General features: G+C 45.1%; 9 protein-coding genes. 5 read left to right on the top strand and 4 right to left on the bottom strand.

What is annotated here, in order from left to right:
• Nucleotides 1-70 precede the first annotated feature (70 nt).
• A complete protein-coding gene (psaA, locus tag ACT7WV_RS21330; protein WP_445104810.1) occupies nucleotides 71-2326 on the bottom strand; it encodes a photosystem I core protein PsaA in 2256 nt (751 codons plus the stop codon).
• A gap of 850 nt (nucleotides 2327-3176) precedes the next feature.
• On the opposite strand from psaA, the gene ACT7WV_RS21335 reads away from it, so the two are divergent.
• Nucleotides 3177-4667, top strand: coding sequence for a hypothetical protein (locus ACT7WV_RS21335; RefSeq protein WP_445104811.1), 1491 nt, complete (start codon nucleotides 3177-3179; stop codon nucleotides 4665-4667).
• A gap of 98 nt (nucleotides 4668-4765) precedes the next feature.
• Complete coding sequence (locus ACT7WV_RS21340) at nucleotides 4766-6298, top strand: thioredoxin-like domain-containing protein (protein WP_463424286.1); 1533 nt, start codon at nucleotides 4766-4768, stop codon at nucleotides 6296-6298.
• Here ACT7WV_RS21340 and ACT7WV_RS21345 read toward each other — a convergent pair whose 3' ends face one another.
• Both ACT7WV_RS21345 and ACT7WV_RS21350 read right to left on the bottom strand, forming a co-directional pair.
• Nucleotides 6299-7267, bottom strand: coding sequence for a circadian clock KaiB family protein (locus ACT7WV_RS21345; protein WP_463424192.1), 969 nt, complete (start codon nucleotides 7265-7267; stop codon nucleotides 6299-6301).
• 453 nt (nucleotides 7268-7720) lie between these two features.
• The gene (locus ACT7WV_RS21350) at nucleotides 7721-9073 is read right to left on the bottom strand and encodes a type IV pilus twitching motility protein PilT (RefSeq protein WP_445104813.1); all 1353 of its coding nucleotides are present in this window, start codon (nucleotides 9071-9073) and stop codon (nucleotides 7721-7723) included.
• A gap of 887 nt (nucleotides 9074-9960) precedes the next feature.
• On the opposite strand from ACT7WV_RS21350, the gene ACT7WV_RS21355 reads away from it, so the two are divergent.
• From ACT7WV_RS21355 to ACT7WV_RS21365, 3 genes are all read left to right on the top strand, one after another.
• Entirely contained in the window at nucleotides 9961-10335 is a 375-nt protein-coding gene (locus ACT7WV_RS21355; RefSeq protein ID WP_463424287.1) for a hypothetical protein, read from the top strand.
• Nucleotides 10336-10668: 333 nt separating this feature from the next.
• Nucleotides 10669-11784 carry a non-hydrolyzing UDP-N-acetylglucosamine 2-epimerase gene (gene wecB / locus ACT7WV_RS21360; RefSeq protein ID WP_445104815.1) on the top strand — a complete coding sequence of 372 codons (1116 nt, stop codon included), beginning with the start codon at nucleotides 10669-10671 and terminating at the stop codon, nucleotides 11782-11784.
• A gap of 110 nt (nucleotides 11785-11894) precedes the next feature.
• On the top strand, nucleotides 11895-12887 hold the full coding sequence (locus ACT7WV_RS21365) for an ROK family protein (protein WP_445104816.1): 993 nt from the start codon (nucleotides 11895-11897) through the stop codon (nucleotides 12885-12887).
• Between the two features lie 132 nt (nucleotides 12888-13019).
• Here the strand turns inward: ACT7WV_RS21365 and ACT7WV_RS21370 are convergent, their stop codons facing one another.
• Complete coding sequence (locus ACT7WV_RS21370) at nucleotides 13020-14603, bottom strand: NAD(P)H-quinone oxidoreductase subunit 4 (protein ID WP_445104817.1); 1584 nt, start codon at nucleotides 14601-14603, stop codon at nucleotides 13020-13022.
• Nucleotides 14604-14640: the final 37 nt, after the last annotated feature.

A 14640-nucleotide genomic window follows, 5' to 3' on the forward strand; every position in this document is an offset into this window, starting at 1 on the left:
GTTCGGGTCTCGACAGGTGGGACACTTTTGGTGTGTCCCACTTTATCTTTGGCATTTATTCCAAGAGCCGTTATCCGACTGCGATAATCCTCGCCAAGAAGAATGCCCATGTAGTAACAATTCCTCCCAGGAGGTAGTGGGCTACCCCAACTGCCCGACCCTGAACAATGCTCAGAGCACGAGGCTGAATAGCTGGGGCCACTTTCAATTTATTATGAGCCCAAACAATCGATTCGATTAGTTCTTGCCAGTAGCCGCGACCACTGAACAGGAACATCAGACTGAAGGCAAAAACGAAGTGACCAGCCAGGAACATTATGCCGTAAGCCGAAAGGGCTGAGCCGTAAGATGTGATTACCTGAGAAGCTTGAGCCCACAGGAAGTCACGTAACCAACCGTTAATGGTAATGGCACTCTGGGCAAAGTTCCCCGCAGTAATATGAGACACAGTGCCATCTGGTGCGACTGTCCCCCAGACATCGGATTGCATTTTCCAGCTAAAGTGGAAAATCACAATCGAGATACTGTTGTACATCCAGAATAGACCAAGGAAAACGTGATCCCAGCCTGATACCTGGCAAGTACCGCCCCGACCTGGACCGTCGCAGGGGAAGCGGAAGCCCAATTCCGATTTATCTGGAATTAGGCGAGAGTTACGGGCGTAAAGTACGCCTTTGAGAAGAATCAGCGCGGTGACATGGATGGTGAACGCATGGATATGGTGCACCATAAAGTCTGCTGTACCAAGGACGATTGGCATCATTGCCACTTTCCCGCCTACAGCAACTATTCCACCACCAAAGGCATAGCTAACAGGCTCAAGCGCATTGGGGGCAGTATTTCCAGGAGCCAGAGTGTGCAGGTTTTGGATCCACTGCGCAAACACTGGCTGCAACTGAATTCCCGTATCTGAGAACATGTCTTGAGGACGACCAAAAGCCCGCATCGTGTCGTTGTGAACGTACAGACCAAAGCTATGGAAGCCTAGGAAAATACAAACCCAGTTTAGATGAGAGATGATAGCGTCCCGGTGACGGATCACTCTGTCTAGGAGGTTGTTTTGGTGCATTGCTGGGTCATAGTCACGCACCATATAGATTGCGCCGTGAGCTCCAGCACCAACAATTAAGAATGCCCCAATCCAAGTATGGTGGGTAAACAGAGACAGCTGAGTGCCGTAGTCTGTAGCAATGTACGGATACGGAGGCATCGCGTACATATGATGGGCCACGATGATGGTGAGTGAACCCAGCAGAGCTAGGTTAATCGCCAGTTGGGCATGCCAAGAAGTGGTTAAGGTTTCATAGAGACCTTTATGTCCTTCTCCAGTGAAGGGACCTTTATGGCTCTCTAGAATTTCCTTCATGCTGTGACCAATGCCCCAGTTAGTCCGGTACATGTGGCCGGCAATGATGAACAGAACGGCAATTGCCAAGTGATGGTGCGCCGTATCTGACAACCACAAGCCACCGGTAACCGGGTTCAGGCCACCCTTGAAGGTCAGGAAGTCTCCGTAGACGCCCCAGTTCAAGGTGAAAAATGGCTTTAACCCTTCGGCAAAACTGGGATACAGTTCGGCCATCAAGCTGGGATTCAAGATGAACTCATGGGGCAACGGAATGTCTTTCGCTGCTACCCCAGAATCCAACAGCTTGTTGATGGGCAAAGAGACGTGGATTTGGTGACCCGCCCAACCCAGAGAGCCAAGTCCAAGTAACCCGGCTAGGTGGTGGTTCATCATTGATTCCACGTTCTGGAACCATTCCAGTTTGGGAGCTCTCTTGTGGTAGTGGAACCAACCAGCAAACAGCATTAAAGCTGCCATTACTAGACCGCCGATAGCGGTGCAGTAAAGCTGAAACTCGTTAGTAATACCAGAAGCACGCCATAGCTGGAAGAAACCAGAGGTTATTTGAATGCCGTGGAAGCCTCCACCGACATCTCCATTCAAAATACCTTGACCAACGACTGGCCAAACGACTTGAGCACTAGGCTTGATATTTATAGGATCACTCAGCCAAGCCTCGTAGTTAGAGAAGCGTGCACCGTGAAAGTACATGCCGCTTAACCAGACAAAAACTACTGCTAAGTGACCGAAGTGAGCGCTAAAGATTTTACGAGAGACGTCTTCAAGATCGCTCGTATGACTATCGAAATCATGAGCGTCTGCATGCAGGTTCCAAATCCAAGTTGTGGTTTTTGGACCTTTTGCGAGGGTACGGTCAAAGTGACCTGGTTTGCCCCACCTCTCGAAAGAAGTTGGTACCGGGTCTTTATCAACTACAACTTTGACCTTTGCCTCTCGCTCAGGAGGGCTGATTGTCATCTAGGAATCTCCTCTATGGACAAGGAACTAGAAATACTCCAAGGGGAGCTCGATTCTTATCGAATTGAATTGAATGGGAAAGTTCGCTCGATTACGACTTTCCTGGAAAAGATAAACCAGATATCCGTTTTGAAGTAGGTCAAAGGGAATACCTTCTGTAGTTGATATTAGGGCTTCTTTAAGTAAGGTTTCGGAAGCAATTAACAAAAATTAAAATTTGGGCAAACCAATATGTACTTTGGCTTTTGATACTAAAGCACAAAGAAAAAAGTCAATAGCAGTCTGCCGAAATGTTACAAACTACAATATTAATTAATTTTAAGTAAGCGCTCGCGCGGTGCATTATAGTGCAAGCGCTGGGAGCATTGCCAATCATCCCAAGTGCTTCCTTACCACACAAGGTGCCCCAAATACCTCTAAAATTGATAAGGCACTGCTAAGATTAAGATTGTCTTAAGCAAACTGCCGTCTAAAAGTTTTCAGCACTCTGAAACAATGAGACTCTAATTAGAGAGCTGCCAACAAACAGTTAGCAACTTTGGGTGTAGAAGTATAGTGCTAGGTCTGCACTTTAGTTATTTATGTAAAAGCTCTACCTGGTTCATAGATAGATTTGCTTTTACTGGTGATGATTTATAAAAAGTAATCTCCCTTAATATTATATCACAATTTTATTATGAAAGCCATTGAGTAGTACTTATTCACTCGAAAGATAGTCACGATTATTTTGGTGAAGAGAAACCGAAATTAACAGTAGTTTCCCCGATTGTCTCCACTAAGGTTTTGACCCAATGGGGGTTCCTACAGGCAATAATTTATGGAAAGCTTCAGATAAGTAGGATTGATTGTTGTGGCAAAAGGAGATGGCGTGTTAGGCAAAAATCGCCGGTGGATAACTGTGAGAGCAATAATTTCATTCCTGATGGCAGTGATTTTGACTTGGGGTTTAGCTGGATGTCGTACTATGCCCTTTGCCGAAAGAGAGCGAGTTGAGACATCAGCAGTATCAGAAACCAAACTCAATTCTAGAGTCAAGCTTTCAGCACAACTTTCAGAAGTAGCACCACCTCAACTGATTCAAAAGCTGAACCAGAGCTTAGAAGCTTACCAGCCTCAAGTCACTATCATTAGTCCTCAGGCTGACCAAGTTTTCCAAGACACTACGGTATCCGTGCAGTTACAGGTTCAAGATTTACCCATTTTTCAAGACTCAGATTTAGGAACTGGTCCCCATCTTGAGGTAGTGCTAGACAACCAATCTTATACAAAGATTTATGATTTGAACGAATCCTTAGTTTTATCTGACTTAGAACCAGGAACTCATACCCTGCGGATTTTTGCCGCCCGTCCCTGGCTAGAAAGTTTCAAAAACGAGGGTGCCTATGCCCAGACAACATTTCACATATTTACTAAGACTGACGATAACAACCCAGATCCAGCTCTGCCACTGCTGACGTATAACAGCCCTACAGGTAGCTACGGAGCAGAGCCCATTCTGCTCGACTTTTACCTAACGAGTGCACCACTCCATCTAATTGCTGCCGAAAGTTCTGAAGATGATGTTGCTGATTGGCGAATTCGTGTCACAGTCAACGGTCAAAGTTTTATTCTTGACCACTGGCAGTCTGTTTATCTCAAAGGATTCAAACCCGGTAAAAATTGGGTGCAATTAGAATTTCTTGACGAACAAGGCAACCCCCTCAAAAATGTTTTCAACAACACAGTACGGCTGATTAGCTACGAACCTAATGGCAAAGACACTCTTTCTCAGTTAGTAGACGGCGAACTCGACTTAGAGGTAGCTCGTCGCCTTGTCGAACCAAACTACCAAACAAAGCTAACGCCAACACCATCTCCAACAACAGAGCCAACAGCCATATCACCTATTGCTCCAGCGGTGGAAGAAACACCAACTTCTGAGCCAGTACAGCCAGAAGAAGCACCAATTCCAGAAGCTGAATTGGCACCCCCTCAAAGCAAACCGACAGAGCAACCAAAATCTGGTGGTATTTTTAGTCGCTTCTTAAAAATTTTCCGACGACCAAATGCTGCTCCTAGTCCCTCACCTGAAGTACCAGAGGAACTAGAAGCTCCAACAGTAGCACCGGTAATTACTCCAGAGAAAACTGAACCAGCACCAGAGCCAGAAGCGGTAACTCCTGAGCCAACTACTGCACCGGAGAAAACCGTCACACCAGAACCAGAAACTCCAACAGTAGCACCGGTAATTACTCCAAAGAAAACCGAACCAGCACCAGAGCTAGAAGGCGTGATTCCCGAGCCACTCACAAAGCTAGATGAGATAACAACAGCCGCTGAAGAAAAAACAGTAGCTAATTGAGGAACCACGGCTATTTTTTGCAAGTAAAGAGGCGACTCTTGAGTTTCGTTAAGCTTAAGAAGCATCAAGCAGTCGCCCTGTTGGAGAAACAAAATTTGATTAGGCCTCGTGTTCGAGCACCAGAACTACCCCAAGACAGCATTTGGCTAAATACAGATCACCCTTTATCGCTTAAAGATTTGAAAGGACGAGTAGTAGTTCTGGACTTTTGGAGCTACTGTTGCATTAATTGTTTACACGTCCTACCGGAACTGAAGTATTTAGAAAATAAGTATCAGGACAGCCTTACTGTTATTGGCATTCATTCTGCGAAATTTGACAACGAAAAAGAAGCAAAAAATATTCGTCAAGCCGTTCTTCGCTATGGTATTAAGCATCCCGTCCTAGTTGACAGTAACTTTCAGGTTTGGCAGCAATATGCCGTTAAAGCTTGGCCTACCTTAATAGTGATTGACCCGGAAGGATACGTCATTGGCGATGTCTCCGGTGAAGGGAATCGGGATATTTTGGAGCAGCTGATTCAAGACATAATCAGCCAACACCAAGAGAAAGGAACAATAAACTTTCAACCACTAAGTTTTACTCTAGAAAAACAACGGCAATCCATAGCAACGCCTCTGGCTTTTCCAGGTAAAGTACTCGCAGATAAAGTTAGCGATCGCTTATTCATTGCTGACTCTGGTCATCACCGCCTTGTAGTTAGTTCGCTCACTGGTGAGCTGCTGAAAGTTATTGGTACGGGTCAGGTAGGATTAACTGATGGCTCTTTCTCGGAGGCACAATTTTTTGCACCTCAAGGCATGGCTATTGATAGCCAGAATCAGATTCTTTACGTTGCTGATATGGAGAACCACTGCTTGCGGCGAATTGACCTGGAAAATGAGCAGGTTTTAACTATTGCCGGGACTGGGGAACAAAGCCGCAACATTAGGCCCCATAGTGGTTTCGGTTTGGAAACGGCGCTTAATTCACCGTGGGATTTAGAAAAAGTCGGAAATCGTCTCTTGATTGCGATGGCTGGTTCTCATCAAATCTGGGAAATGCAGCTAGATACCGGCAGGATTAGTACCTACGCTGGTCATGGAGGGGAAGCTTGCCTTGATGGTGTACTCAATGAAGTTGCCTTTGCTCAACCCAGTGGTATTACCACCGATGGTCAAGAGTTGTACGTTGCTGATAGTGAAGTAAGCTCAATTCGGGGTGTCGGTTTATTTGACAGTCCCTCAGTGCGCACTGTTTGCGGTAGCGGTGAACTGTTTGGTTTTGGTGATCAAGATGGCGAAGGCTCTGAGGTCTTACTCCAGCACTGCCTAGGTGTTGAATACAGCCCCGATTATCTCTGGGTTGCTGATACCTACAATCACAAAATCAAGCGCGTTGATACGTATACAGGTCGTTGTCAGACAATGTTAGGAGATGGTAGAGCAGGTCATAGAGACGGTCAGAGCAGCCAGGCTCGCTTTTGTGAACCATCCGGTCTTAGTGCTATCACACCTTACCTATATATTGCCGATACCAATAACCATGCCATCCGCAAGGTTGACCAGAGAAACTTTGAGGTAAAAACCTTAGAAATTTCTGGATTATGCGCACCAGATAAATGTGTTCCTACCGCTGCTTCCTCAAGTTGATTAACCCCTGGATGATGGAGCCTCAAGCACTCGCAATACTTTCTCTACATCGTCCAAGCCGCCAACAATGCGGCGGACAGGACTCGGCCAGACTCTCAGAAGTGTTGGTGTAGCTGAAATCTGATTCGCTTCAGCTTGTTCCGGATGCTTGAAAACGTCAATTACTTTTAAGGTGTAAGGATAGACAAGAGATTTTTCTAGCAACTGGTGTAAAGTCTTGAGAGTGTTTTCGGTGGTAACACTGTTCCCAGAAACGAACAGGCGTAAAACGTAGCCCTGAGCCCGCAGCAACTCTGATAGGGGTTCAATTACTTGAGGATCGTTGCCCAATCGCTCCTGAGCAGAGATTTCGGAAAATCTAGCATCCTTGCTCGTAAATTTAGTGAACTGTTCAGAGCCTTGGGTCCTCGTTCTAGAGGGTTCTTGATCAGCCAGGTTCGGTATCATTGTCTTGGCAACATCTTCGTAGATGCGAGAATGGCTAACTCTAGGATGATTTGCCGACCAGGAACCTTGTCCTACAGAAGGACTAAAAAATTCCTCAGTGCGCTCAAAACGCACAATCAAGTCGTGGTCTTCCCATAGCTGAGGAAACCGATCACGATAAGTTTCAGTAACACTCGGATCGCATGATTCTTCTTGCCAGGGAGCAACTTGCCAAGTTAAGTTCTTCGTACCAAAGATGGCATTGAGTAGTTCTTGATGACGCTGCACTGGTCGAGAAATTTCGGCTGATGTCCGAACCTGATGAGTCTGAGAGTCTAGCCATCGGTCAATAGTAGCAGTGTATCCCGGCACTAGAAAATGAGGAGGTTCCGGCAATGCCAAAATTTCCTGCATGGCTACACATAGATGCAGATGCCAGCGACTCTGCTTAGTTGGATCAACGCTATAAATTAAATCTCCCCCCGGTGTAAACATAGCAATGCCTTTAAATAGCCGGGGGAAGAGAGGATTGTCTAAGTTCAATGGTGATTACTAGAAACTTAAGGGTTAAAACTAAAGCCTTGATACAGAATTGTCAAATTCCCACCTTTACTTACTTTTGCTGATCACTGCTGAGATTTCAACCCTAATAACTTGATCTACTTGAGGGGGTTTGGGGGAGTCGAGGTATCCCCCAACACCTGAGTAGTAAACTAGGCAGGGTCGATACATAAGCTCACTTCCGCTAGCTGGAATTGCTGCACGGTGAGTTGAGTAGCGAAAAAAACGAAATCAAAACTCAACTAGTACTCCTGGGCAAGGGGGAAGGGAAACTGCCTGTGCAGACGGTCTACCGGAGGCTGAAATGTACTTCTTTCAGACTAGGTAAATATCTAAATCCCGGTAAGGGAGTAACCAGGAAATCTTCCAAGTGATTGGAGGTTGGCGAAGCATGACCGTACGCGCTATATTCTTTGAATTAGCGACGGGAGGATGTCACACGCGACCTCGTAGCATCTGAGCTATCTCGTTTTGAGTCGGTGAACATTCTAGAGCCGTCTCTTCCGTGATGCGCCCTTCTTGATACAGCTTAAAGAGAGATTGATTCATGGTAACCATGCCGTCATATTCACCGGTGAGCATAAGCTGGGTCATTTCATCATTCTTACAATCCCTAATGTAATCCTTCATCGTTTCGGTATTGACCAAAATATCGTGGAAAGCAGCCCTTTTGCCATCAGTGGTGCGGCATAGGCCCTGAGAAATTATAGCCACTAAAGATTCCGCGATCGCTACTCGCATCGCCGGCTGTTCCTCGGCGCTGTAAAGACCAAGAATCCGCTCAATCGACTTGACGGCGCTGTTGGTGTGCAAAGTTCCCATAACTAAGTGACCAGTTTGAGCAGCCTTCAAGGCGGTGTTGACCGTTTCTTTCGTCCGCATTTCCCCAATTAAGATCACATCAGGGTCTTCCCGCAAAGCAGCTTTCAGGGCATTATCAAACTTCAGGGTATGTATACCCACTTCTCGCTGCTTGATCAAAGATTTGCGGCTTTGGTGAACAAATTCAATCGGGTCTTCAATAGTGACAATGTGCTTGGCATGGTTTTTGTTAATAAAATCTACCATCGCGGCTAAGCTTGTAGATTTACCAGAACCCGTGGGACCTGTAACTAAAACTAGCCCTTTGGGAGCCTCAGAAATATCCTTCAACACTGGCGGCAATCGTAACTCTTCAAGGGTCAAAATTTTGAGTGGGATTAAGCGCATCACCAGCGCTGGTCCCTTGAGGGTCACAAAAATATTAATCCGCACACGGGCAAAGTCATACTGAGTTGCCCCATCAAATTCTAGCTTCTCTTGAAAGCGCCGAATTTCTTGGTCGGTAAGCACTTCCTGGAGCCAACTCATAAAGGTTAGCTTGTCTGTTTCCGGATAATTAGTAAGTTCCATCTCACCACGATTACGTACACGAGGAACTTCACCAACACCTAGATGAATATCAGAAAAACCTTTGGCATGAGCGTTGCGGATAATCTGATTTAAGGTGGGTTGTCCAGGCGGAGAACCGGCACCATGTAGAGGTGTCTGTAGCTCAATGCTTGATTTTGCTGGCGAAGAGTAACTTGCTGTTGCCTCAGTAACTGGTGGTACTGAGTTAGTTCTTTGTCTTTGTGCTGCCGTTACACCGGGGTTACTTGCTTTTGAAGGCATTGGCTGCATCTGGGAAGGCATTGGCTGAGTAACTCCAGTAGAGGCTTCCTTAGAGTTACCATTCTTCGGTGGTGATGTTGGTGGAATGTGAGGTGGAGGAGGTGGCGGTAAAGGTGGGCGTTGTGATTCTGTCATGGTGAGATTTTGACTTAGCTATAAGAGATGAGTTAACAAACTACTCTTCTGAGTATTCCCAACTCCTCAGGGCGAATAACATTCACCCTCAAAAATAACTAAATCTACTGGCTATTGTCAGATCTTCGGAAGCTGCAATTTAGAAGTGAGAAATCTTTGCTTGAGGTTGCTTGCCCACACTCTTGTTGCTTTAAAGTGACTTCAAAAGTCATCCAATCTTCTAATCTTCAAACATTTAGTTTTTTATTTTTCAAAGGAGCAAATCGGACGGGGGAAAAAATAAGATTTAGCAGAGAAAGTTTATTGTTGGTTCGTAGATAAATTCGTCAAGACCGTTTACCTCTGAATCGCTTGGCAAATAACGTAATATTTCTTCAAGCAAGTATGAGTAATATTTCGTCTGTATTATTGCTCTGGGATTTCTAGCAGTAAGGGTCTAATTCGAGCAAATATTTTCAGCTAAAACTCAAGAATCGTAGTAAATCTAAAAACTTTAGATTCCTTTCTAGTCTTATGGAAAAACTCAAAAAACTAGATTCAATATTTCATTACTTAATTTTCTGTTAAATTAATGAATGCGACAGGAAATGAATTGTAGTTGAGAAACAAGTTAAAGTTTATCAGCGTAGAAGATGTGCAGTAAGAATTATTTACAATGTTTTGTGATTAAACTGTGCCTTTAGTAACAGTATACTTTCGTCACTATCTGGTATTCAACGTTAATTTATTTGTAATCTCAATGTAAATTTTCTTGAAGAAAAGCTCATTTTACTCATTTTAGATAAAGAATTTCTCTATACTTACTTCATAACGCTCAGTCCTCCCGGATTAAGCTAAAAGGATTTTGTTGCAGATTACGTTTTTAAATGACCTCAGGAGAAACAATGATGGAATTGACGACACATGAGAGCTTAACAAAAACCTATTCACTAGCAATGGTCAAGAGCTTTTTGATTTGGGCTTTTACTTTGACGGTTTGCTTGCTGGTTGTAGGTTTTCCTTTGATAGTCTTAATGGTCACTATTGGTGGTCTTTTGGCAATTACTCTACAAGCCGTTTTACCAGTAAGCGCTGTTTTACTAGTAGCAGGTAGTTTAATTGGAGTAAATATTTTGGCAGTGGTCGTGGGTGCGGCAGTGCTAAGTCTCAAGGGAATCAATCCTGAAGAAGTTAGCTGGTTGCATTGGCTGCATGGTGAACCTGACATTCTGCACACTCCTGTTTATGCTGCTTGCCCACTCACTTGCGAAGTTGGTGAATAAAACCAGTTTGAGTCTTTCACGTGTTCGTTTAGCTCGATCTTTGCTCAATTTAACAAGTTTCTAATAGTATAGTCATACTGCCCGGTTTTGACCGGGCTTTTTCGTGTTCAAATGATTTAGGAAACTGCTCAAGTATTTGACTACTTAACTCGAATATTTAGAGTGCAAAACCCAATATCCTTAGAGAAGACAATTTAGCAAAATTTGTTTCTCACCAAGAAGGTTATTTTAGCTGTATTGCGACGGTTAGGGGGATAGGATTGTTAGAGACGATTAGTCCAACAGCACGTAATTTTAGTACTTCTGTAGTTAGTTGCCACTGAATAAATCTTGATGACCCCATCTGCGCTTCCGATTTGCATTACCTTAGGAACTCGTCCTGAGGCGATTAAACTAGCACCAGTTATTCAACAGTTCCGACAATGTGATGCCTTTCAAACTCAGGTAATTTTGACTGGTCAGCATCGAGAAATGGTCGAGCAAGTAATGCAACTGTTTGAACTGAGTGCGGATCAGGATTTAGAAATTATGCAAGCTAAGCAAACGCTGACTGATATTACCTGTCGTAGTTTGCGTGGTCTAGAAAAGCTGTTTGAGGAGATTGCTCCCAAACTAGTGATTGTTCAAGGAGATACCAGTACAGCATTGGCTGCTACCTTGGCGGCATTCTACCAAAAAATTCCTGTAGGTCACGTCGAAGCCGGATTACGTACAGATAACTTATTCAATCCTTATCCTGAAGAAGCCAACCGCCGTCTGATTTCCCAGGTAGCGCAGTTAAATTTTGCACCAACTCCTTTAGCTGTGGAACATTTGCAAAAATCGGGAATTGTCGGGGAAATTCATCAGACTGGCAATACAGTCATTGATGCCCTATTGACAGTAGCCCAGCGTCAACCAGAGTGTTCTGTTGATGGCTTAGATTGGCAAAAATACCGCACTCTTTTAGCAACAGTTCATCGCCGAGAGAACTGGGGTGAACCTCTACAGCAGATTGCTCAAGGATTTTTACAAATCTTAGATAAGTTTCCTGATACTGCTCTGCTACTACCGCTACATCGCAATCCTACGGTGAGAGAACCATTACAAGCACTATTGGGTAGCCACCCCAGGGTATTCCTCACAGAACCTTTGGACTACGCGAAACTGGTAGGAGCGATTGCACGTTGTTATCTACTGTTAACAGATTCCGGCGGATTGCAGGAGGAAGCACCTAGTCTAGGGAAACCAGTACTAGTATTACGAGAAACCACGGAACGACCAGAAGCCGTCAAAGCTGGGACAGCGAGGCTGGTAGGGACGAATCCCGATCAGATTTTTGCAGCCACCACAGAGTTACTAAGTGACTCTGGTGCTTACGAATCTATGGCAACGGCAATTAATCCCTTTGGTGATGGTCACGCTGCTGAGAGAATTTTGAAAATTGTAAAGAATTATTTTGCTCTCTAATCTGGAATAGACAATCCCTAGAGAAATTGAGCAATTTATCTCCCTGGTTTTAGCCGAAAATGTTGTTGTCCCACTTTGCTGACTCAGACACACCAAAAACCTGAGAGTTCATGCCCCCATTGATCCTTGCTCTTGACTTCGGCGGTACTAAACATACTGCAGCCATTACTTCTTTAGCCGATAATCCGGGGAAAGAAGTAAACCGCCAATGGCACGCTCACCAACGTGCTTTTTCTCCTCTCAACGCGAATGCTAACAGCGATCTCAAAATAATGACTTCTCTGGCAAAGAAACTGCTAGCAGGAGAAAAACCCTCTGCCATTGGCGTCAGCTTTGGTGGGCCAGTGGATTTCACTAACGGCACAGTGCTTCTCTCTCACCACGTTCCCGGCTGGGAAAACATGCCTTTACAACAACTGCTAGAAGAAGAATTTACTACTCCTGTCAGAGTAGATAATGATGCCAATGTAGCTGCTCTTGGTGAACACCGCTTGGGTGCTGGTCAAGGTTATGACAGCTTAATGTACATCACTGTCAGTACTGGCGTTGGCGGCGGTTGGATTTTCAATGGAAAGCCCTGGCGGGGTGCTAGCGGTATGGCAGGTGAAATTGGTCATACGGTGATTGACCCTAACGGCCCAGTCTGGTTTGGCAAGCCAGGTTGTGTAGAACGCTTTGCTTCTGGTTCTTTTATTGCTCAGTGGGCAAGGGAAGAATTACAAAGGAAAGCCGAACAAGGAAAAATTCTACGTAACCTGGCTGATGGTAACTTAGAGACAATTAGCACCCAACTAGTCAGTCAAGCCGCATCACAGGGAGACGAACTCGCCCGTCAAGTTCTAGAAAAAGCGGCTTGGGCGTTGGGAGTAGGTATTGGCAATGCTGCGAATTTGATCAACCCCCAGCTTTTTATCCTTGGCGGTGGAGTCACTAAATCAGGAGAAATCTTTTGGCAAAAACTGCGCCGAGTAGCCCGTGAAACTGCTATGCCAGAAGTAGACTTCGAGATTATCCCTGCTGCTTTAGGAGATGATGCACCTTTGTGGGGGGCTGTAGCCTTAGCGGAGGATTTAATAAGAACAACAAACGAAAGATTTGGCTAAAAAGCCTCTTTTGAGACTAAATTGAGCCAAATATCTCTATAAATTGCTAACAGACAATAAAAAAAATAGGACTAGCATAATACTAATCCCATATTTAATATGACAAAAATAATCAGCTTTTCGCCTAGAACGCTAACGTTCAGCAATCATTGGTGCTCGAAAAGTAGTAGAGATATCCTTTCGTGCTATCTGTCCTGACTCAACCAGAGTGGGTACAGACTCACGCAAGCGTGCTGTTAACTGCTGTGCTGTGGCGTCGTACATCTGAGTCAGAATCTTGGGATACAAGCCGATGCCGATAATCGGAATCAACAGACAGGCAACAATAAACACCTCTCGTGGCTCAGCATCCTGCAAGACTTGGTGAGAAACTAATTCCTGGTTTTCCTTGCCGTAGAAAATCTCTCGGAGATTAGATAGCAGATAAATCGGAGTGAGAATCACCCCAACTGCGGCCAGAAAGACAACAACCACCTTAAAAGTGGAGTTGTAGGCATCACTGGTAGCAAAACCAATAAACACCATAACCTCGGCCACAAATCCACTCATCCCAGGCAAAGCCAAAGACGCCATCGAACAGGTAGTCCACATGGCAAAAATCTTCTTCATCTTTTGACCAACACCACCCATTTCATCGAGCATCAGGGTGTGTGTCCGGTCATAAGTTGCTCCCACTAAGAAAAAGAGGCTGGCCCCAATCAAACCGTGGGAAACCATTTGCAGTAATGCGCCACTCATGCCAAGGTCAGTAAACGAACCAATACCAATCAGCACAAATCCCATATGGGAAATGGAAGAGTAGGCGATTTTCCGCTTCAGGCTACGCTGGGCAAAAGCAGTTAGAGCCGCATAAACAATATTAACTACGCCCAGAATCACTAATACTGGTGCAAAGTAAGCATGGGCATCGGGCAGCATACCAGCATTCATCCTAATCAGGGCATAACCACCCATTTTCAGGAGAATTCCGGCGAGTAACATGTGTACAGGTGCCGTCGCTTCACCGTGGGCATCGGGCAACCAGGTATGCAGCGGGAAAATGGGCAGTTTGACCCCGTAGGCAATTAAAAAGCCCGCATACATCAAAAGTTCAAAGTTGAGTGCGTAGTCCTTGAGAGCAAGGGACTGCATGTCAAAGGTGATGGTATCTCCATAGAAAGCCATCGACAAGGCAGCCAATAAAATAAACAGCGAACCCCCCGCTGTATATAAAATGAACTTCGTTGCTGCATACAGGCGTTTTTTGCCCCCCCAAATCGACAGCAGTAGGTAAACTGGAACCAACTCCAGTTCCCAAACTAAGAAGAAAAGCAACATATCCTGGACGGCAAACACGGCAATTTGACCGCCGTACATTGCCAAGATCAGGAAGTAAAACAGCTTAGGCTTGAAAGTCACTGGCCAAGCTGCCAGAGTTGCTAAGGTGGTCATGAAGCCTGTGAGAATCACCAAGGGCATGGCGATACCATCGACTCCTACTGACCAATTGAGGTCTAACTGGGGCACCCAAGAGTATTTCTCTACCAGTTGCAGTCCAGGATTGGCAAAGTCGTACTGAGTAACAAAGGCATAAACAATCAGAGCAAAATCAATCAGCCCGATGATTAAGGCGTACCAGCGCTCCCAAAGGCCATTTTTTTCTGGCAGAAAAGGGATAAACAGCGAAGCCGCGATCGGGAAGAGAATAATCGTAGTTAGCCAGGGAAAATCAGTCATCGGTAGTTGGTAGTTGGTAATTAGTCGTTGAGTTATT

The organism is Symploca atlantica LB2515 (assembly GCF_052546295.1).